The sequence below is a fragment of the Rhodothalassium salexigens DSM 2132 genome (genome assembly GCF_004341375.1).
Lineage (GTDB): Bacteria > Pseudomonadota > Alphaproteobacteria > Sphingomonadales > Rhodothalassiaceae > Rhodothalassium > Rhodothalassium salexigens.
Genome location: NZ_SLXO01000001.1, coordinates 205,403 through 225,476 on the forward strand (window position 1 = coordinate 205,403; position 20,074 = coordinate 225,476).

General features: G+C 71.4%; 13 protein-coding genes. 3 read left to right on the forward strand and 10 right to left on the reverse strand.

Annotation, left to right across the window (positions count from 1 at the left end; all coding sequences use genetic code 11):
- Positions 1 to 14: 14 nt before the first annotated feature.
- The 5 genes from EV659_RS00915 to EV659_RS00935 form a co-directional block, all read right to left on the reverse strand.
- Positions 15 to 1,595: a Ppx/GppA phosphatase family protein gene (locus EV659_RS00915; RefSeq protein WP_132706620.1), complete on the reverse strand. Its 1,581-nt coding sequence runs from the start codon at positions 1,593 to 1,595 to the stop codon at positions 15 to 17.
- Positions 1,595 to 3,844: an RNA degradosome polyphosphate kinase gene (locus EV659_RS00920; protein WP_200287527.1), complete on the reverse strand. Its 2,250-nt coding sequence runs from the start codon at positions 3,842 to 3,844 to the stop codon at positions 1,595 to 1,597. The genes EV659_RS00915 and EV659_RS00920 overlap by 1 nt, the downstream gene beginning before the upstream one ends.
- 79 nt (positions 3,845 to 3,923) lie before the next feature.
- On the reverse strand, positions 3,924 to 4,598 hold the full coding sequence (locus tag EV659_RS00925) for an HdaA/DnaA family protein (RefSeq protein WP_132706623.1): 675 nt from the start codon (positions 4,596 to 4,598) through the stop codon (positions 3,924 to 3,926).
- Positions 4,595 to 5,845, reverse strand: a complete 1,251-nt coding sequence (locus EV659_RS00930) for an AI-2E family transporter (RefSeq protein ID WP_132706624.1) — start codon at positions 5,843 to 5,845, stop codon at positions 4,595 to 4,597. Before EV659_RS00930 ends, EV659_RS00925 begins: the two co-directional genes overlap by 4 nt.
- Entirely contained in the window at positions 5,842 to 7,008 is a 1,167-nt protein-coding gene (locus EV659_RS00935) for a DUF2066 domain-containing protein (protein ID WP_165878636.1), read from the reverse strand. Before EV659_RS00935 ends, EV659_RS00930 begins: the two co-directional genes overlap by 4 nt.
- A 240-nt stretch (positions 7,009 to 7,248) precedes the next feature.
- Here EV659_RS00935 and purM point away from each other — a divergent pair, with 240 nt between their 5' ends.
- Positions 7,249 to 8,364, forward strand: coding sequence for a phosphoribosylformylglycinamidine cyclo-ligase (gene purM / locus EV659_RS00940; protein ID WP_132706626.1), 1,116 nt, complete (start codon positions 7,249 to 7,251; stop codon positions 8,362 to 8,364).
- A gap of 7 nt (positions 8,365 to 8,371) precedes the next feature.
- Positions 8,372 to 9,025, forward strand: a complete 654-nt coding sequence (gene purN, locus EV659_RS00945; RefSeq protein WP_132706628.1) for a phosphoribosylglycinamide formyltransferase — start codon at positions 8,372 to 8,374, stop codon at positions 9,023 to 9,025.
- Positions 9,026 to 9,139: 114 nt separating this feature from the next.
- Here purN and ndk read toward each other — a convergent pair whose 3' ends face one another.
- The gene (gene ndk / locus EV659_RS00950) at positions 9,140 to 9,562 is read right to left on the reverse strand and encodes a nucleoside-diphosphate kinase (protein WP_132706630.1); all 423 of its coding nucleotides are present in this window, start codon (positions 9,560 to 9,562) and stop codon (positions 9,140 to 9,142) included.
- A 169-nt stretch (positions 9,563 to 9,731) separates the two neighbouring features.
- Here ndk and EV659_RS00955 point away from each other — a divergent pair, with 169 nt between their 5' ends.
- Positions 9,732 to 11,624, forward strand: coding sequence for an ABC-F family ATP-binding cassette domain-containing protein (locus EV659_RS00955; protein ID WP_132706631.1), 1,893 nt, complete (start codon positions 9,732 to 9,734; stop codon positions 11,622 to 11,624).
- Positions 11,625 to 11,720: 96 nt separating this feature from the next.
- On the opposite strand, the gene EV659_RS14615 is transcribed toward EV659_RS00955, so the two are convergent.
- The 4 genes from EV659_RS14615 to EV659_RS00975 all read right to left on the reverse strand — a co-directional run bounded on the left by EV659_RS14615 (position 11,721) and on the right by EV659_RS00975 (position 20,045).
- Positions 11,721 to 16,235 carry a translocation/assembly module TamB domain-containing protein gene (locus tag EV659_RS14615; protein ID WP_165878637.1) on the reverse strand — a complete coding sequence of 1,505 codons (4,515 nt, stop codon included), beginning with the start codon at positions 16,233 to 16,235 and terminating at the stop codon, positions 11,721 to 11,723.
- Entirely contained in the window at positions 16,235 to 18,016 is a 1,782-nt protein-coding gene (locus EV659_RS00965) for an autotransporter assembly complex protein TamA (protein WP_132706633.1), read from the reverse strand. The genes EV659_RS14615 and EV659_RS00965 overlap by 1 nt, the downstream gene beginning before the upstream one ends.
- Before the next feature lie 347 nt (positions 18,017 to 18,363).
- A complete protein-coding gene (locus EV659_RS00970; protein WP_132706634.1) occupies positions 18,364 to 19,374 on the reverse strand; it encodes an NAD-dependent epimerase/dehydratase family protein in 1,011 nt (336 codons plus the stop codon).
- A complete protein-coding gene (locus tag EV659_RS00975) occupies positions 19,371 to 20,045 on the reverse strand; it encodes a prolyl hydroxylase family protein (protein WP_132706636.1) in 675 nt (224 codons plus the stop codon). Before EV659_RS00975 ends, EV659_RS00970 begins: the two co-directional genes overlap by 4 nt.
- Between the last annotated feature and the right edge of the window lie 29 nt (positions 20,046 to 20,074).

Genomic DNA, 20,074 nt, shown 5'->3' on the forward strand with positions numbered 1-20,074 from the left:
TTGCCGGGCGGGCGCTAGGCCTGTTGCGCTGAAACGATCATTTCTGGCGTTAGATCAAGGGCCTCGGCCAGCCGCTTCAAGCGTCGCTCGACCATATCGCCGCTCAACGCCGCGATCGCCGGGTCGAGGCGCAACGTCAATGTCTGAGCCGACCGCTTGAGGCCGCTCTGGCGCAAGACCGGCTCGGTACCGCCGGATAGCCGCTGCGCCAGCCGCAGGGCGAGACCGAGCAAGCGCGCATAGCTCACATCGTCGTCGCTCAGCAAACGCCGGCAGGTGCGCGCCAGTCCGGTCTCGGCCGAGCCGCCATAATTGAGCAGCAGCGCCATGGCGATCAGAGCCCGGCCGCGATGGTCGATGCCCACGAAGCGGCCATAGAGCACTTCCATCACCGCGCGCTCGGCACGAAAGTCGGGGTGGCCGCGCCACGAGATGTCGGCCAGCAAGCAGGCGGCGAAGCGCAGGCGTCGGTGTTCGTCGTCCTCGACCACCGCGCCGGCGGCGAACACCGGGTCAAGCCAAGTCATCAGCGTCTCGGCATGGAGCGGGAAACGGCTGACCGTTTCGGCCCATTTGCGGCATTCGGACAGAAACGGGTCTTCGGCCTGAAGGGCCGGCGGCAGACGATCGAACACCAGACCCTCGCGCAGCCCGAACGACGACGTGACCAGGCGATCGGGTTTCATGCGGTCCAACGCCTTGGCCAGGATCAGCGCGGCGGTGGGCAACACGTCCAGCCGCCGTTGCGAGATCGCCTCGGTCCCGCGCAACCCCTCAGGATGCTGGCGCGACAGGAGGTGGGCGAAGTCGCGCGCGGTGCGGCCGGGCAGGGTGTAGCCGTGCAGGATTCCCAGCGGCCAGCGGTTCTGCGCCATATGCAGCCGCGCGATCGCCCGCCAGGCCCCGCCGACGATGTAGAAGTCGCCGGCCTGGCGCGCCGACAGCCATGACACGCCGTCAAGCGCCTCATCGATCAGCCGTGCCTGAGCCGCCATGTCGTCGCCCACATCGCCGATCAGGCGGACCGGGCCAATGGGCAGGGTGACCCGGTCGGTCAGCCCATCCGCGCCCGCGACGCGCATCAATTCCAGGCTGCCGCCGCCCAGGTCGCCGACGATGCCCGTCGCTTCGGGCGTCCCGGCGATGACGCCCAGGGCGGCCAGACGTGCCTCCTCTTCGCCCGGGATCACGTCGAGGGCGATCTCGGTCTCGGCCCGCACGCGCTCGATGAACGCCGCGCCGTTGCTGGCCTCGCGCACCGCGGCGGTTGCCACCGCGACCACCGCTTCCACCTGCATCGGCCCGAGCAAACCAGCAAACCGGCGCAGGGCGGCGACGGCGGCGGCCATGGCGTCTTCGTCCATGGCGCCGGTTTTCCCGACCGCCCGGCCGAGCCCGCACATGGCCTTTTCGTTGAACATCTGCATGGGGTGGCGGCGCAGCGCGTCGAACACCACCATGCGCACCGAATTGGAGCCGACGTCGAACACCGCGATGCGCCCGGGCACCGGGGCCGCGTCGCCGCGTCCCCGCGCGGCCCCCGGAACCGGTTGGGTGGCCACGCCATCGGCGGCGTTGCGCAGCGTATCGAGCATCAGCCGCGCCGCTCCCGATGGGCCGCAGCGCCGCGCAGCATGACCTCGGCCGGGCGCTCTTGTTCGAGGGCCGAGCCGCGCCCCGACAGGGACGGATTGGTCATGAAGAACTCGTGCGCCGAAAAACCGTCGCCCGAGGGTTCGCAGCGCTCATAGACGCCATCGGCGGTCAACAGCCAGCTTTGCCGGTCGTCCTTGAGGTTGGCGGCCATGACCTGGCCGACGATCTGTTCGTGGACGGTGGGGTTCTCGATCGGCACCAGCGATTCGACCCGGCGGTCGAAATTGCGCGGCATGAAGTCTGCCGACGAGATATAGCAGCGCGCATTGGGTCCGGGCAGCGGCTCGCCATTGGCGAACACGGCGATGCGCGAATGCTCCAAAAACCGGCCGACGATGGATTTCACGCGAATACGCTCCGACAACCCGTCGATGCCCGGTTTCAAGCAGCAAATGCCGCGCACCACAAGATCGATTTCGACCCCCCGGCACGATGCCTCGTAGAGTTTGTCGATGATCGTGCTGTCGACCAGCGCGTTCATCTTGGCCCAGACGGCGGCCGGCAACCCGGCTTCGGCATTGGCGATCTCGCGGTCGATCTCCTCGATCAACCGGTCGCGCAGACCGAAGGGCGACATGGCGATCTTTTCCAGCCCCTCGGGCTCGGCATAGCCGGTCAGATAGTTGAACATCCGGGCGGCGTCGCGCGCCCACGCGCCGGCGGCGGTAAAGAAGCTCAGATCGGTATAGATGCGCGCGGTGACCGGGTGATAATTGCCGGTGCCATAGTGCACATAGCTGTTGAGCGTGCCGCCCTCGCGCCGCACCACCAGCGACACCTTGGCATGGGTCTTCAGATCGAAGAAGCCATAGACCACCTGGACGCCCGAGCGTTCCATCTCGCGCGCCCATTTCATGTTCTGTTCTTCGTCGAAGCGCGCCTTGAGCTCGACCAGGGCGGTCACCGACTTGCCGGCCTCGGCCGCCTCGCACAACGCTTCGATGATGCGCGACTGGCTGCCGGCGCGGTACAGCGTCTGCTTGATCGCCACCACCGCCGGGTCGCGGGCCGCCTGGACCAGGAATTCGTGCACCACGTCGAACGATTCATAGGGGTGGTGGACGACGAAATCCTTGGCCCGGATGGCGCGGAAGATGTCGCCGCCCTGTTCCTTGACCCGCTCGGGAAAGCGCGGGTTGTAGGGCGTGAAGCGCAGGTCGGGCCGGTCGTCGACCACCAGTTGGTCCAACTCCTTGACGCCGAGGATGCCGTCGATGCGCACCACCTCGTCATGGGCCACGTCCAGATTGCGGGTCACCATGCGGCTCAGATCGTCGGGCATGTCGGCCGATATCTTCAGGCGGATCACCCGGCCGCGCTTGCGCCGCTTGAGCGCCGACTCGAAGACCCGCATCAGGTCCTCGGCCTCCTCCTCGATCTCGATATCGCTGTCGCGAATAACCCGGAACACGCCGGCGCCCTGGACCTCATAGCCGGGGAACAATTGTTCGACGAACAGGCGGATGATCTGTTCCAGGCTGATGAACCGGCCGTGGCCGCCGGGCAGGCGCACAAAGCGCGGCAATTGCTCGGGGATGCGCACCAGCGCCTGGATTTCCGCCTCGTCGCTGTCGCGGCGCAGCGACAGGGCGAACGAAAAGCCCAGATTGGGGATGAACGGAAACGGGTGCGCCGGATCGATCGCCAGCGGCGTCAGCACCGGCAGGATCTCGGTCAGGAAATGCTCTTCGAGCCAGGCGTGTTCGGCGGCGGTCAATTCCTCGGTGGTGACCAGGCTCAGCCCGGCCTTGCGCAATTCGGCGCGCAATTCGCGCCAGATCGACTGCTGACCGTCGATCAATTCGCCGGCGAAAGCGTCGATCTTGGCCAGTTGCTGCGCCGGCGTCAGACCGTCCGCCGACACCACGTCGATCTGGCCGTCCACCAGCCCTTTCAGCCCGGCCACCCGGACCATGTAGAACTCGTCCAGATTGGAGCCCGAAATGGCCAGGAAGCGCAGCCGCTCCAGCAGCGGATGGGTGGGATTGCGCGCTTCATCCAGCACCCGCATGTTGAACTGCAGCCAGCTCAGTTCCCGATTGCTGTATTTTTCGCGATCGGTCATGGCGGCCAACCGGGCGCGGATATCGGCGCCCGGGTCGGCCACGCGATCGCGCTCGGGGTCAGACTCGGGCGCACCGGGCTTGCCGGCAGCGGGAAGCGGGGGCGTGGGGCGGTCGTCGGCCATGGTTTTCGTCGTTCTCCGTTTCTCGCTCGGGCTCCGTTTCTCGCTCGGGCTGGGTTTCTCGCTCGGGTCCGCGCGGCGATCAGCCGGCGTCACGGACCTGGCCCAGAATCCGGGTTGCCAGGGGCCGGGTGATCGACCGGCCCTCGCGCAGCGACGCCTCGTCGAGGGCGGCGACCAGGCGCCGGGCGGCATCGAACGAGCGGTCCATATGGGTCACCAGATAACTGATCACCGGCGGCGCCACCCGCAACTGCCGGTCGGCGAATTGTTTGACCAACACGGCGGCCAACAGCCGGTCATCGGGCATGCCCATATCGGCCACCGGCACGGTAGCCAGGCGCGAGCGCAGGTCGGGCAGGGCCACGGGCCAGCGCGCCGGCGCCTCGCGCCCGGTCAGCATCAGATGACCGCGCTGTTCGCGCACCACATTATACAGATGAAACAGCGCCGTTTCATCCACCCCGCGATCGGCATCCTCGACCAGCACGGCGGGCGGTTCGTCGCCGAATTCGAAATCCACATAGAGATCGAGCGGGTCGAGCGTGCGCGCGCCGGCCCGCTGCGCCCAGACCTGAGCCAGATGGCTTTTGCCGCTGCCCGGCGGGCCGACCAGGGCCAGCGCCGGGCCCGGCCAGTCGGGCCAGGCGTCGACCAAGGCCACCGCCGCCTCGTTGGGTGGGGCGACCAGGAAGTCGGCCTGGCCCAGCGCCGGGCGGTGGGGCAGGGGAAAGGTCAGTTGCTCGGCTGTGGTCATGGCTTCGCCCTCCACGCGCCGTCGGTGTCGCGCGCGCCGGCGGTACCAGGCTCGTCGGGCGCGGGGTCGGTCTGTGACGGGTCGCTTTGGGCCGCCGCCGGCGCGGCCGCCGTCGGGCCCGCGCTCGGCCGGTCGGATCGGCGCCCGGTGGCCGGCCCGGCCGCTTCGGCCTCCTGCAAGTCGGTGAACTGGTCGACGGTGAAGCGCACCAGCACGCCGATCACCGCGGCGGCCGGCACCGCGGCCAGGACGCCCACGAACCCGGCCACCTCGCCGCCCGCGAACACCGCGAACAGCACCCATACCGGGTGCAGGCCGACCCGGTCGCCCATGATCCGCGGCGTCAGGAAGGTGCTGTCGGCCACCTGCACCACCACATAGACCAGAAACACCAGAAACAGCGCCAGCGGGTCGGCGCCGTACTGACCCAGCGCCACCAGCATGGCGATGCCGGCCGCCGCCACCATGCCGACGAACGGCACCAGCGCCAGAATGCCGGCCAGCAGCCCCAGAACCAGGGCATAGTTCAGCCCCACCAGCGACCAGCCCGCAGCATAGAGCACCGCCATGGCGGTCGACACCGTGATCTGGCCGCGCACGAACCCGGACAGCGCCCAATCGATCTCGCGCCACTGGTCCTCCACCGTGGCCCGGTAGCGGATCGGCACCAGCCGGTCCAACTGGCGGCCGATGCGGTCATAGTCGCGCAACATGTAGAACGCCACCACCGGCGAGATCAGCAGCAACGAGGCGAGCGAGAACAGCGCCACGCCCTGGGTCACCAGGCTGCCGGCGATCTGGGTCGCCTGGTTCAAGCCGCGCTCCACCAGGGTTGACACGAACCCCTGGGTGCCGGCTTCGAGGTCGATGTCGAGCCGCATCGACAGGTCGGCGAGCGCGTCGTCGAGCATCGGCCGCAGCTTGGACAGCGCTTGGGGCAGTTCGCTCACCAAGCCGATCAGCTGCGACTGTAACAGCGGCCACAGCGCCACCAACAGCCCCAGACCGCCGAGGAAAAACACCGCGATGATCGCGAACGCGGCCACGCCCCGGTGGATGCCCGCCGCTTCCAAACGGTCGGCCAGCGGGTCGAGCATATAGCCCACGGCGAGCCCGAAGATAAACGGCAGCAGGATGCCGCTGGTCAGATAGACCATCGCCAGGAAGGCCGCCAGCAGCCCCCAGGGCGCCCACCGGAACAACCGGTCGGTGCGCAGGGTTTGGTCGCCGGTGGGGGTGTCGCTCATGGCCGCGTCTCCGCGGCCTCGGTGGCGCCGGCCAGGGCGATCGCATAGCCGCGCGGCCCGGACACCAGGCGCAGGCCCGAGTCGGCGGCGGCGCTGCGCAGCTTGGCCTCGCTGCCCACGAAGCGGATCGTGAACAGCGACACCGGCACGCCCACGCGCACCACCTCGACCCGTTCAACGAGCGGCGTCTCGACCAGGCGGCGGCGGATTTCCTGCCATTCGGCGAGCGACTTGGCCGGCACCGACACGTCCATCTCGAAGGCTTGCTGGGCGCTGGCCCGGGTCTGACGCGCCCAGTGCGCGTCGATCCGGTCATAAACCCGCTGTGCAGCGCGGCCGAGCAGTTCCGCTTCGGTCTCGTCGGGGGTGGCGACCACGCGGCCATGTCCGGCAGCGCCGCGCGGCCAGGTGCTGAACTCATAGTCCACAACCCGCCGGTCGAGGCGATAGTCGCGGCCCAACCGCGCGCGCGCCAGCACCACATGCTCGACGCCATAGCGCTGCGCCAGATCGTCGAGCGCGCCGCCGTCGACCGCGTCGGCGCGGGCGGCCGGCAGGCGCCGACGGTCACCGGCGTCGCCGCGCGCGAAGCGATAGGGCACCAACCGGTTGCGCGCCAGATCGGACGCCAGTGCCGCGGCCCACGGATTGCCGTCGCGCCACAACTCCACCGCCCCGGCGCGTTCCAGCAAGGGCAGCACCAAGCGCGGTTTGGCCTCGGCCTGGGTATAGGCGACGCCGGCCCGATCCAGCCGCTCAGTCACCGCCTCGGGCGAGAACGACACCGCCACCGTGGCGATATAGCGGGTGGTGGAAAAGCGTTCCTCGACCACCGAGACCGACGAAACCAGCCCGCGCAGCGCATCGTCGTCGGGCGCCGGCACCCGGCCTTCGTCGCCGGCGGCCACCAACCGGTCGACCAGTTGGCGGAACGCGGCGCGCCGGGCCTGGACGAACGCTTGTTCGCGGGCGCGCTCGGCGGTGCGCGCGGTGACATCCAGATCGATCCCGGAGACGGTGAAAAGCCCGCTGCCTGCGCGCTCTGCGTGGGCCGCGGGGGCGATGCCAAAACCGGCCGCCAAGCTCGCCATCGCCAATGCCGCCAGCGCAACCGCCGGGGCGCCAGGAACCAGCGTGCGCCATGACCAGATCATCGGTTGCATCGCCGTCATCCTTGCCTTCGCCATGCCATCCCCAAAAGAACAAAACCAGCACAATAAAACAAGCCCGCGCCGCCGCTCGCCGCCCCAGCATCGCGCCATGGCCCAGTCAATGGCCCAGTCAAGCGGGCGACCGTGGCAGGGTCGTGACAACCAGCCACGATCGGCGGCCCGGCCTAAGCGCGTGGGGCCCGCCGCCTCGCGCTTGCGCCCAAGGCCCGGCGGCGGTAGAGACCGGGCATCATGACCGATAGCCCCTCGTCTTCTTATACCTATGCGGGCGCCGGCGTCGATATCGACGCCGGCGCCGCTCTCGTCGACCGCATCAAGGGTGCGGTCGCCGCCACCCGGCGCCCCGGCGCCGACGCCGATCTCGGCGGTTTTGGCGGTTTGTTCGACCTCAAGGCGGCGGGGTTCTCGGACCCGATCCTGGTCGCCGCCACCGACGGCGTGGGCACCAAGCTCGACATCGCCATCGCGCTCGACCGCCACGACACCATCGGCCAGGACCTGGTCGCCATGTGCGTCAACGACCTGGCGGTGCAGGGCGCCCAGCCACTGTTTTTCCTCGATTATTTCGCCACCGGCAAGCTGTCTGTGGACGCGGCGGCGGATGTGGTCACCGGCATCGCGGCGGCCTGTCGGGCCACCGGGGCGGCGTTGATCGGCGGCGAGACCGCCGAAATGCCCGGCAGCTATGCGCCCGGCCGCTATGACCTGGCGGGATTCGCCGTCGGTGCTGCCGAGCGCGGCCGGTTGCTGCCGCTCGACACCATCGCCCCGGGCGACGAGCTGGTCGGGCTGGCGTCGTCGGGCGTCCACGCCAATGGCTATTCGCTGGTCCGCCGGCTGGTCGCCGACAGCGGTGTGGACTGGCACGCGCCGGCGCCGTTCGACGCCACGCGCAGCCTCGGCGAGGCCCTGCTGACCCCGACCCGGCTTTATGCCCTGAGTTGCCTGTCGGTGCACCGCAAGGGGCTGGTCAAGGCGCTTGCCCATATCACCGGCGGCGGCTTGATCGAGAATCTGCCGCGGGTGCTGCCCGCCGGGCTGACCGCCGCCATCGACGCCAGCGCCTGGACGCTGCCGCCGGTGTTCGCCTGGTTGCAGGAAACCGGCCGTATCGCGCCGCTGGAAATGGCCCGCACCTTCAATTGCGGGCTCGGCATGGTGGCCGTGGCGCCGGCCGGCCAGGGCGCCGCTTGCGCCGCCGCGTTCGAGGCCCAGGGCGAACAGGCATGGGTGATCGGCCGCGTCGAGGCGGCGCCGGACCCGGCCGCCAAGGCGCGCTGTACCATAGCCCTGCCGGCCGGCCATTGGGGCCCGGGCGAGGCGGTCACCCTCGGCGCGGAGGGCTGACCGGACCATGGCGCATCTCTCTCTCGGCATTCTGATCTCGGGACGCGGCAGCAACATGGCCGCCTTGATCGAGGCGTGCACCGACCCCGCCTATCCCGCCCAAGTGGCGGTGGTGATCGCCAATGTGGCCGACGCACCAGGGCTCGACAAGGCGCGCGCCGCCGGCATCGAGACGGTGGTCGTCGACCACAAGGCCTATGACAACCGCGACGCGTTCGAGGCCGCGCTCGACAGCGCGCTCAAGGCGGCCCGGGTGGACCTGGTCTGCCTGGCCGGCTTCATGCGGCTGTTGAACGCCGATTTCGTCAAGCGCTGGCGCGACCGCATCGTCAATATCCACCCCTCGCTGCTGCCCGCCTATAAGGGCCTCGATACCCACGCCCGGGTGCTGGAGGACGGCGTGCGGGTGACCGGCTGCACGGTGCACTTCGTGCGGCCCGAAATGGACCATGGGCCGATCGTCATCCAGGCGGCGGTACCGGTGCTGCCCGACGACACGGTCGGGCGGCTGGCTGCCCGGGTGCTCGAACAGGAACACCGCATCTTCGTCGAAGCCGTGCGCCTGATCGCCAGCGGCCGGGTGCGCGTCTCGGGCGACAAGGTGCTGATCGAGGGCAGCGCGCCCGAGACCGCCGTCCTGGTCAACCCGCAGATCGTCTGACGCCGGCGCGATGCCGCCGGGCGGCGCCTTCGGACCCCGGATGATGGACGAAAAAAAACGGCCGCCCGAGTTGGTCTCGGGTGGCCGCTTTTGTCGGTCGATGACCGCTGTGGGTCAGCCGGTGATTTCCAGGTCCGAGAAGAAGAAGCGGATTTCCTGAGCGGCGTTCTCGGCGCTGTCCGAGCCGTGCACGGTGTTGGCTTCGATATTCTCGGCGAAGGTGCGGCGGATGGTGCCGTCTTCGGCGTCGACCGGGTTGGTGGCGCCCATCACGCGACGGTTTTCAGCAACCGCATTGTCGCCTTCGAGCACCTGCACCACCACCGGGCCCGAGGTCATGAAGCTGACCAGGTCGCCGAAGAAGGCGCGCTCCTTGTGGACCGCATAGAAGGCTTCGGCCTGTTCCTTGGTCAGTTGCAGGCGCTTTTGCGCGACCACGCGCAGGCCGGCTTCTTCCAGCATCGCCAGCACTTTGCCGGTGATGTTGCGGCGCGTGGCATCGGGCTTGATGATCGACAGGGTGCGTTCGGTCGCCATGGGGGAGTTCCTTCGGAAAACGGGAAAACAAATGATCGGGCCGGTGTATAGGGCGCGCGCGGATCGGTCGCAAGGGGCTGCGGGCGCACCGGCGGCGGTTTTTGGGCACTGCCGGCGGGCGTTTCCTGGGGGCTGCCCTTCGGCGATCGATCATGCTAAGTCGCGCCCCATGCTGCACATCAACGGGCTTACATACCGCATCGGCGACCGGGTTCTGCTCGACAACGCCACCGTCGCCATCCCCGCCGGCCACAAGGTCGGTATCGTCGGCCGCAACGGCACCGGCAAATCGACCCTGCTGCGCCTGATCATGGGCGAGTTGGAGGCCGAGGGCGGCGAGATCAACATCCACCCGCGCGCCACCGTGCGCATGGTCGCCCAGGAAGCGCCCGACGGGCCGCAGTCGCTGCTCGACACTGTGCTCGCCGCCGACCCCGAGTTGACCCGCCTTGAGGCCGCCGCGCGCACCGAGACCGATCCGCACCGGCTGGCCGAGATCCACACCCGCCTGGCCGACATCGACGCAGCCGCCGCGCCGGCGCGCGCCGGAGCGATCCTGTCCGGCCTCGGCTTCGACGCCGAGGCGCAGGCGCGCGCCTGCCAGACCTTCTCGGGCGGCTGGCGCATGCGCGTGGCGCTCGCCTGCGCGCTGTTCACCGCGCCCGACCTGTTGCTGCTCGACGAGCCGACCAACTATCTCGACCTTGAAGGCGTGATGTGGCTGGAGACGTTCCTGAAGACCTATCCGCGCACCGTGCTGGTGGTCAGCCACGACCGCGACCTGCTCAACAGCGGCGTCGGCCACATCCTGCACCTGTGGCACGGCCGGCTGTCGCTCTATACCGGCGGCTATGACCGGTTCGAGGCGCGCCGGGCCGAGGCCGCCGAACAGCAGGCCCAGTTCAAGGCCAAGCGCGACGCCGAACGGCGCCGCCTGCAAGCCTTCGTCGACCGTTTCCGCGCCAAGGCCAGCAAGGCGCGCCAGGCGCAGTCGCGGCTGAAGATGCTGGAACGGCTGAAGCCTGTGCAGGGCATCATCGAAGACGAAACGACGCCGTTTACCTTCCCCAAGCCCGAGCCCCTGTCGCCGCCGATCGTGGCGCTCGAAGACGTGGCGGTGGGCTATGCCGCCGACCGGCCGGTGCTCAAGCGGCTCAACCTGCGCATCGACATGGACGACCGGATCGCGCTGCTGGGCAAGAACGGCAACGGCAAATCCACCTTCGCCAAGCTGCTGTCGCGGCGCCTCAAGCCCATGGACGGGCGCATCACCACGCCCAAGACGCTCAAGGTGGGCTATTTCGCCCAGCATCAGTTGGACGAGCTACGCCCCAAGGCGACGCCTTACGACCATATGCGCGACTTGATGCCCGAACACCCCGAGGCCCGGGTGCGCGCGCGCCTCGGCGCGTTCGGCTTTTCCGCCGACAAGGCCGACCGGGCGGTCGAGACCCTGTCGGGGGGCGAGAAGGCGCGGCTGTTGTTTTCGTTGATGGCGTTCAACGCGCCGCAATTGATGATCCTCGACGAGCCCACCAACCATCTGGACATCGACAGCCGGGCCGCCTTGATGGAGGCGATCAACGCCTATGAGGGCGCGGTGCTGCTGATCAGCCACGACCGCTATCTGTTGCAGGCCTGCGCCGATCGCCTGTGGGTGGCCGAGGGCGGCGCGGTGCAGCCGTTCGACGGCGACCTCGACGACTATCGCGCCCATTTGCTCGACCGGCGCTCGGGCTCGGGCGGCGGGCGCAAGACCGGCTCGCCGCGCCATGCCGCCCGGCGTAAGTCGGCCGAGGCGCGCACCCGGCTCGCGCCGCTCAAGAAGCGCGTCGCCGAGGCCGAGGCCGAGCACGCCCGGCTCGCCGCCAAGCGCGAGAAGGTGGAAAAGGCGCTCGCCTCGCCCAAGCTCTACGACGGCTCCGACCCGCAGGCGGACAAGAAGGCGGCGATCCTGCGTGGCGAAGCGCGGCAGTTGAAACAGGCCGAGGACGCCGCCGAGGAGGCGTGGCTCGACGCCCTCGAAGCGCTCGAAGCAGCCGAGGCCGGGACCGTCGCCTGAGCCGCTCGGGGCCGCCGGCTCTCTCTGGCCAACGCGGCTTTGGGCAACGGGGCTTAGGACCGCGCGCCGCCGCCGCTCCTCTCGCGGCGCGCGGCGCTAATAGTCCCAAGACCAGCGGATCGACAGATTGTTGTCGAGGTTCGAGCGCAACTCGGTGGCCAGCGACAGGGTCGGCGTGATGTCCACTTCGACCCGGCCGGTGCTGTCGCCGCTCGCCGACGTGGTCAACTCCACATAGATGTTGTCGGTCAGATACTTGCCGCCGGTGACCGTGGTCGCGCCGCCGTCTTCTTCCGAGGCGCTGCCAAGGGCCAGCCGGTCGAGCCCCAGGCCGCGCCGGGTGGTGTCCATAAAGCCGGCGCCGCCCGACTGGGTGAGCGCGGCGACCGCCTGGGCCAATTGCAACGCCTCGAACGGGCTCAACTCGGTGACCGAGGTGCCGAATAACACCCGCGACAGGATCTCGTCTTCGGGCAGGGTGGGCGTCGACGACAGCGCCAGACGCGGCGCCGACGCCGGACCGGAGATGGTGATGCGCGCGGTCAGGTCGCTTTCGCTGTAGACCGCCACCAGATCCAGAATGGGATCGATCTGTTCGCGCCCGTCGAACGAGATGCGCCCGCGGGTCAGGTCGAACACCTTGCCGGCGAACTCGAAATTGCCGCGCACCAGGGTCGCGACGCCGCGCACGATCGGGGTTTCGGCGCTGCCGGTGACGGTCAGGTCGCTGCGCCATTCGGCCTCCAGCCCCTTGCCGCGCACGAACAACTGGTTGGGCGCCGTGATCGTCAGGTCGAGGTCGACCGGTAGCGGCGGCGCGGCGGTGTCCTCCACCGCTGCGGGGTCGCGCAACGCGACCGGCGTGTTGATCTCCTCGACGTCGAGCGTGACCACACCCGCCGGCAGGGTGTCGGCGATGACAAAGTCCAGATTGTCGATGGCGAGGTCGCCCGACAGCCGCGCGCGGCCATTGTCCTTGACCAACGAAAGCTGGCCCGAGGCGGTGGACTGCACATCGTCCATGCGCACCAGCGTGGCGCGCTCAAGCGTCACCGACGCCTCGGCCGGCATCCCCCCGTCCGCCGTCAAGTCGACATGGCCATGGGCCTCGACCCGGCCGTCGCCACCGTCGCCGGCTTCGAGGCGGTCGAGACGCACCGACCGGCCGGCAAGCGTCAGCCGCGCATCCAGGTCGGTCAGGACCGTGCCGGTGGTCGCGGTCTCGAACCGCCCGGCGCCCAAGCGCGCCGAGCCGTCGAGGCGCGGGTCGGCCAGGCTGCCCGACAGGGCCAGGTCGACCGCCAGGTCGCCGGCCAGGTGGAGCCCGGCCCCCGGCACCAACGCCCACAACGGCGCCACCGGGCCCGACAGGCGCACCGTGCCGTCCAGGTCGTCGGCGTCGCGCACGGTGAACGCCAGGTCCGGGCCCGTGAACGCGGCGGGCAGGGTGGCCTCGGCCCGGCCATCGAGACCGCCGCCGGACAGGGTGGCGTCGAGCCGGGCGTCGTCGGTGGTCATCGCGGCGTCGAGGGCGAGCGCGACGGGCTCGGTCTCGGGCGCGTCCGGGCGCGGCAGGAGCGGCGCCAAATCCGCCAGCGACAACTGCGCGCGTGCGGCCGGCCCGCCGTCTTCCGCGCCGAGGCGGACGCTGCCGCTGGCCCGTCCGGCCACCGGCCAGCCGGGCAGCACGGCGCCGAGGGCGGCCAGCGGCAGGGCATCCAGGTCCAGCGCCGCCCGGTTCTGCGCGGCACCGAAATGGGCTTCGGCGTCGAGCGCCCCATCGCCGAGCGTCAGCCGCGCGGGCGCCAGGCGCAGCCCGCCGGCGCCGCTTTCCACCACCCAGGGCTCGACCAGGCTCAGCGCCTGGTCGCCCAACCGGCCGTCGGCGGCGAGGCTTACGCGCAGCGTCTCGCCGGGCGTCACGACGCCGTCGAAATCGAGCGTGATCGGTCGGGCGGCGCGGCCGTCGAGGCGGCCGTCGAAGCGGGTGACGCCGCCCTCGACGCGGCTTTTCAGGGTCAGGCTGTCCAGATGCCACAGGCCGGCGGTCAGCGCCTCGACGGTGGCGTCCACATCGGCTTCGGGGCCTTGAGCGCCCAACAGCACCTGGCCGGCCAGGTCGGCGGCGCGCAGGGTCAGGATCTGGTCGTCGGCCAGCGGCAGTTGCAGCCGCTCGGCCGTCAGGTCGAGCGCGATGCGCTGCACGCCGTCGACGCCGTCAAGCGCCACATCGGCGCGGCCCACGCCGTCCCCCCGCCCCGGCGCCGAGATCGCGCGGCTGGTGTCCGCGTCGCCGTCGCCGAGGCCGTTGGTGCGCAGGCACAGGTCGCCGGTCACCGGGGCGCCCGGGGGCAGGGCCAAGGCGCCGTCGAGCGTCACCCGCGCCAGGGCACCGTCGATCCGGTCGAGCGCGAACACGCCGTCCGCGCGCCGGCCGCCGTCGAGCGTCAGGCGCAGCGGCCCGGCGTCGCTGTCGGCGGTCAGCGCGGCGTCGAGGCGCGGCCGGCGCACCACGTCGCGCGCCGAGACGCTGAGCGCCACGTCGCGCACCGCCAGCCCCTGCACGTCGAGCCCGGCAAGCCCGGTGGCCGCCGTCACGTCGGGCGAGGCGGCGGCCCCGGTCACCCGCCCGGCGACCGCCAGACCGCCGTCGAGGGTCAGATCGGCGCCGCCCACCAGGGCCGCCAGATCGTCGAGCGTCAGCCGATAATCGAGCGCCAGGGTCTGCTCGGCGGTGATCGCGCCGCTGGCGTCGACCCCCAGCCCGGCGCCCGAGAGCCGCGCGGTGTGCAGCGCCACCCGGCCGTCGGGCGTGCGGCTGGCCGCCAGGTCGAGCCTGGGTGCCGGGCCCAGCAGCGTGTCCGCCGGGCCGATCCCGAGGCCCAGGTCGCGCGCCACCGCTTGGGCGCCGAGGTCGAGGGCCGCATCGGCGTCGGCGCGCTCGGCCCGGGCGTCGACGGTGACACCGCCGGTCAGGGCGAGGCCGGTGGCCGGGGCCAGCGCGCCGAGATCGTCGGCGGCCAGTTGTGCCGTCGCGTCGAGCGCGCCGGTGGCCGGCGACACCTGCCCCCGGGCCGAGAGAGCGAGCCCGGCCAAGGCCGCGGTCAGGCGTTCGACCGTCAAGCGGCCGTCATCGCCGTCCCACACCGCCGCCGTGGCGACGGTCAAGCGCTCGTCCACCAGCGCAGCACCGGCGGCGTCGGCGACCCGAAGGTCGGCCACCAGATCGGCCTCGGCGCGCCAGCTTTGCCCGCCCCGGTCTTCGGGGCCATCGCCGCTGCCGATGCGCGCGGTCAGCCTGGGTGCGGTCAGGCGCGCGGCTCCAGCGGCCAGCGTCTCGGTGCTGAGCGTGGCGTCGAGGCGCGGCGCGGCGACGGTGCCGGCGGTCGCCACGTCGAGCGCGAAGGGCGCGAGGCTGACCGCGTCGCCGGCGAGCGCGGCGAGCGGCGCCAGGTCGGCCGAGCGGACGCTGAGCCGGCCGCCGTCGAGCCGGTCGAGGGCGTCGGCGCGGACCGGCAGCGCCAGATCGAGCCGGGCGCTGCGCGCGTCGAGCGCCAGCGTCAGGCGCCGCCACACCGCGCGCGCGTCGGCATCGGCGGGCTCGGGCGCCATCAGGGCGAGGCGCAGGCCGAGCTTGGCGCCGAGCAGGTCGCGCAGCTCGGCGGGCGCCCAGCCGGCGGTCAGCACACTGCCGTCGAGGCGCGCGCCGGCCCGGTCATGGGCCAGATTGGCGGCCACCACCGGCCGACCGTCCAACTGCGCGGTCAGCCGGCCGCGCCAGTCGGCGACCGGGCCGGCGCCGCTTACCGCCAGCGTGACGCCGTGGCGGGGCAGGCCCAAAAGCGGCCCGATCACGCCGTCGCGGGCCAGGGCCAGGTCAACCGCGACCGCCAGATGCCCCGCCGCGCGGCCATAGTCGAGGTCGATATCGATGCGGTCGGCGTCGCTGGCGAGCGGGCGCAGCGACAGCCGCAGGGTGTCGCCGGCGTCGAGGCCGAGCCCGACCCGGGCGTCGAGGCGGGCGGCGTAGGGCGTTTTGGCGTCGCCTGGGTCGCCGGCGCTGCGGTCGGGGGCGGCCGGGCCGGGCAGGGTCAGTCGGTCGACGCGCACCCGCCGGGCGTCGATGGCCACCGGCAGGCGCGGCAGGGCCAGCGGGCCGGCGTCGGTGTCAATGTCGGGGGCGGCCTCGGCTTCGCCCTCGGGCAGCCGGGTGAGCGCGATCGCCTCGGCCGACAGGCGGCGCACCGCCACCGTGCCGTCGAGCAGCCGGCGCGGCGACCAGGCCAGGCGCAGCGCGCGGGCGTCGAGCCAGACGCCCCGATCGTCGGCGACGCGCAGCCGGTCGACGCGCAGGGTGGCGAACAGCGAGCCGCCGAGCCCGTCGATATCGAGCCGGGCGTCGGGCGTGCTCAGCCGGGTTTCCAACTGGCGCGCCAGCCATGCCTTGCCCGGCCCGGTTTCAAGGGCCGCGACTGCGCCCGCCACGGCCAGCAGGGCGGCGCCGCCAAGCCCGCCGAGCGTCCACAAGCCGCGCCGCAGCCAGCGGCGGGCCGCGCCCTGCGACCGGCGAGCGGAAACGGGGGGCTCTGCGGGGTCGGTACGGCGGGCCATCAGAAGCTTTGTCCAATCGAGATGTAGAACTGCACCCGGCGATCATCGGGGCCGGGGTTGATCGGCGTCGCCACGTCGAAGCGGATCGGGCCGAAGCTGGTATAGTAGCGCACGCCGAGCCCGGCGCCGGCCTTGACCGAGCCGAAACCGGGTAGGGTGTCGTCATAGACGTTGCCGGCCTCGACGAACGGCACCAGCCCGAAGGTCTCGGCGAAGCGCCAGCGCAGTTCGAGCCCGGCCTCGGCCACCGAGCGCCCGCCCACCGGGTCGCCCTCGGCGTCCTTGGGGCCCACGTCCTGGAAGCCGAAGCCGCGGATCGACCCGCCGCCGCCGGCGAAGAAGCGCCGGTTGGCGGGGATCGTGTCGGTGTCGGCGCCGACCAGACTGCCAAGCCGGGTCCGCGCCGCCACCACCCAATGCGCCGCCGCGTCCAGCGGCCAATAGGCGCTGGCCAGGATCTCGTTGCGCTCGAAGAAGAAGGTGCTGCCACCGACGCCCAGATTGGGCGCCGTGCGCACGGTGACGCGATAGCCGTCGACCGGGTTCAACAGGCTGTCGGTGCCGTCGTAGCGCGCGTTGATCGGCAGCGCGGCCAGGCCGAACTGGTCGCGCACGCCGCTTTGGGTGATGTCGGAATAGGTCAGGTCCGCCGACGCGCCGATCGACCAGCGGCGGGTCAACTGCCGGTCGAGCCCGACGCCCACGGTCGCCGTGCGCTCGGTGAACGCGTCGGTGTCCTGGCGCTTGAAGCCCAGATTGGCAAGCAGCGACTGGTTGAGCCGGCGGAAATGCGGCTTGGTAAACTCGGCGGTCAGCGCCTGGCTGATCTGGGCGCCGCGTCCGGTCAGCCGCAGCCGCTCGCCGGCGCCGAGCCAGTTGCGGTGTTCCCAGGTCACGTCGGCCTCGAAGCCGGTGGTGGTGGCATAGCCGGCGCCGGTGGAGATGGTGCGGTGTTGCGCCTCGGTGGCGGTCACCACCATGGTCGCCGGCACCCGGTCGCCGGCCGCCCGCGCCACGCGCTGGCCCGCCGCCTGGCCGGCGGCGGTGTCGGTGCCGGCGTCGGGCGTCTTCGTGGGCGCGGCACCGGTGCTGTCGCCACGGCCAGTCGCAACGGGCGAGCCGCTCCCGGCGGCCCCGCCGCCGCCGTCGTCGGGCCCATCCTGGTCGGCCCCGGCCGGCGTGTCGGGCCGGCGTGCGTTGACCTCGATCAGGTCGAACAGGCCGGTGCGCGACAGCCGGCGCTGGTAGAGGTCGGCCTGGTCCTGGTCATAGACCGCGCCGGGCTGCCAGGGCTTCAGCCGGTCCAGATAGGCCGGGTCGATGCTGGTCAGGCCGTCGAAGCGGGTGGCGCCGAACGCCGCGCGGGGCCCCGACGCGATGCGATAGGTGACGGCGAGCGTGCGCACGGCGTGGTCGACCACCACGTCGCGCCCGGCCACCTCGGCGAACGGATAGCCCAATTCGGGCAGCGCGCGCGCCAACCGGCCCTGGCTGTCGATCACCGGCTTGGCGAGCGCCGGTGCATCTGCCTTGACGGTCAGGCGTTGGCGCAATGCAGCTACAACCTCGTCCGGCGGCCGGGTGTCGCCCTCGAACGCCAGAACCGGGTCGGCATAGGCATAGCGTGGCCCCGGGGCGACGACGATCTCGGCCACCGGCCGGCGCTCCTGGCGACGCACCCGGCCGGTCAGGCGGGCACCGTAATAGCCCTGCGACCGCAGCACGCTCGACAAGGCGTTAAGGTCGTCGCGCAGCCGCGATTGCAGCGTTGCGAAGGACAATAAGCGCTCCGATCGCTGCCTTTGCAAAGCGGACGCGGACAAAAGCTGCTGTTTTAGGCCAATGTTCTCGACACCCTGCAACTCGAACCCGTAGCGAAATCCGCGCGCTGAGCTGTCGTCCCGGGACGCTTCGCGTGCCTGGGTGTTGCTCTTTGCCCGGGTCTGGGCCTGGGTCTGGGTCTGCGTCTGGGCGGCGGGTTCGGGGCGGTCGGCGCCTCCGGCACAGCCGGCCAGCAGCAGCGACAGGGCGAGCCCGGCGCAGGCCACGGCAGGGGAAGAGGGCGCCCGGGCCGGGCCGGGCCGACGGTGATCGGCACGGGAACGGCGAGACGAAAACAACAAACAGGTCACGCGGCAGCTTGCTCCAACAACCACTGGGCAGCCCGGGTCAGCGCCGCCCCGGTATCGCCCGGCGCCCAGCCGAGCGCGCGGCGGGCGAGGGCGTTGTCGATCCGGGTCGGGTGGCGCACCAGGCGCACGCCTTCGATGGGCGCTTGGGGTGGCTTTTTCGTGACCGAGGCGAGACCGGTGTCGAGGCGCGCGAACCCCGCCGCCAGGGCATAAGGGATATGCCGGCGCGGCGCGGGCGCGCGGGCCAGGGGGGCCAGGTGCGCGGCGATCTGGTCATAGGTCCAATGCTCGCCGCCCAACAGGTAGCGCCCGCCCGGCACGCCGCGCTCGGCGGCCAGCAGATGCCCCTGCGCCACCGCGTCCACGTCGACCAGGTTGAACAGGCTGGCCAGGCTCGCCGGCGGCGGCGCGAACAGGATCTGCGCCAGCATGGCGCTCGGCGGCGTGCGCCAGCGGTCGCCGGGGCCCACCGGCACCGTGGGATAGACGATGCGTACCGGCGCGCCGTCGGCGGCCAGCCGCCGGGCGGTGCGCTCGGCGCGCCATTTGGAGCGGCAATAGGGCCCGGCGAGCGCCTCGGCCTCGGGCAGCGGGTCGTCCTCGCGCACCGGCTCGGGGCTCGGGTCGCGCCAGCCGCGCAAGATCACCTCGGTGGAGGTGTGGACGATCGCCTCGGCACCGGCGGCGGCCGCCGCGCCCAACACGGTCTCGGTGCCTTGGGCGTTGACCGCCTCATAGGCCGCCGGGTCGGGCACCCACAGGTGCGACAGGGCGGCCAGGTGAAACACCCGGCGCGCGCCCGCGACCGCTTGCGCCACGGCGGCCGCGTCGGTGACGCTCGCCTGCACCCACTCAAGTTGCCCGGCCTGGTCCCGCTCCGGCGCCTGGGGGTCGAGCACGCGCACCTGCCAGCCGGCGGCCAGCAGGTCCCGGCACAACAGACTGCCGATGAAGCCGCTGCCGCCGGTGACCAGCGCCAGACCAGGGCGCCGATCCGGCGCGGTCATGGTATGTCCACCGTGTCGGGGGCGGGCACATAGTCGGTGAACGGCGCCTGGCGCATCCAGATATTGACCGCCCACTTCTCGCCCTCGGTCACCGGGCAGCCGGCGTGGAAGGCGTGGTCATGGGGCAGCACGGTGTCGTCGTGGCAGAGCTGGAACATCAGCAGCCGACCCGGGCGCGGCGCCACCTCCAGGTCGAGCAGCGGAAATGCCGTGGCGCCGCCGGCGGCGACCTCGTTGAGATAGGCGAGCCCGGTCATCAAGCGCTGCCCGCCGGCGGTCCAATAGCGCCGGCCCAGCGCGGTGAACGGGTCGAAGCTGTCATAATGAGCCTTGTACTCGGTGCCCGGGGCGTAATGGATCAGTTGCAGCGGCTCGGCGTGGATCGGCGGCAGGCCGGCTAAGGCTGTCACCCGGTCGCGCAGGCGGCCGGCCTCGGCGCTGTCGCCGTCGCGGATATAGTGCACGCTGTTGGTGCGGCTGTCGTGGCGCACATCCTCTTGGAGCCCGGCGACGGTGGCGCGCTGCATGCCCGCACCGCCGAGCGCGATCAACGCCGCGCACGCCTCGGCCGACAGAAAGTCGTCGATGACGAAAACCAGGGGGTCGGTATGAAGGATCGTCCCGCCCGCGCGTTCGGCGGCGGCGGGATCGCCCGACAGGGTCAAGGCCATGCGCGCTTTATCCTCTACTGCACCTTTGC

Coding starts and splice junctions, on each gene's coding strand:
- EV659_RS00915 (WP_132706620.1), bottom strand. CDS start 1,595: ATGCTCGATACGCTGCGCAACGCCGCCGATGGCGTGGCCACCCAACCG.
- EV659_RS00920 (WP_200287527.1), bottom strand. CDS start 3,844: ATGGCCGACGACCGCCCCACGCCCCCGCTTCCCGCTGCCGGCAAGCCC.
- EV659_RS00925 (WP_132706623.1), bottom strand. CDS start 4,598: ATGACCACAGCCGAGCAACTGACCTTTCCCCTGCCCCACCGCCCGGCG.
- EV659_RS00930 (WP_132706624.1), bottom strand. CDS start 5,845: ATGAGCGACACCCCCACCGGCGACCAAACCCTGCGCACCGACCGGTTG.
- EV659_RS00935 (WP_165878636.1), bottom strand. CDS start 7,008: ATGCAACCGATGATCTGGTCATGGCGCACGCTGGTTCCTGGCGCCCCG.
- purM (WP_132706626.1), top strand. CDS start 7,249: ATGACCGATAGCCCCTCGTCTTCTTATACCTATGCGGGCGCCGGCGTC.
- purN (WP_132706628.1), top strand. CDS start 8,372: ATGGCGCATCTCTCTCTCGGCATTCTGATCTCGGGACGCGGCAGCAAC.
- ndk (WP_132706630.1), bottom strand. CDS start 9,562: ATGGCGACCGAACGCACCCTGTCGATCATCAAGCCCGATGCCACGCGC.
- EV659_RS00955 (WP_132706631.1), top strand. CDS start 9,732: ATGCTGCACATCAACGGGCTTACATACCGCATCGGCGACCGGGTTCTG.
- EV659_RS14615 (WP_165878637.1), bottom strand. CDS start 16,235: ATGGCCCGCCGTACCGACCCCGCAGAGCCCCCCGTTTCCGCTCGCCGG.
- EV659_RS00970 (WP_132706634.1), bottom strand. CDS start 19,374: ATGACCGCGCCGGATCGGCGCCCTGGTCTGGCGCTGGTCACCGGCGGC.
- EV659_RS00975 (WP_132706636.1), bottom strand. CDS start 20,045: ATGGCCTTGACCCTGTCGGGCGATCCCGCCGCCGCCGAACGCGCGGGC.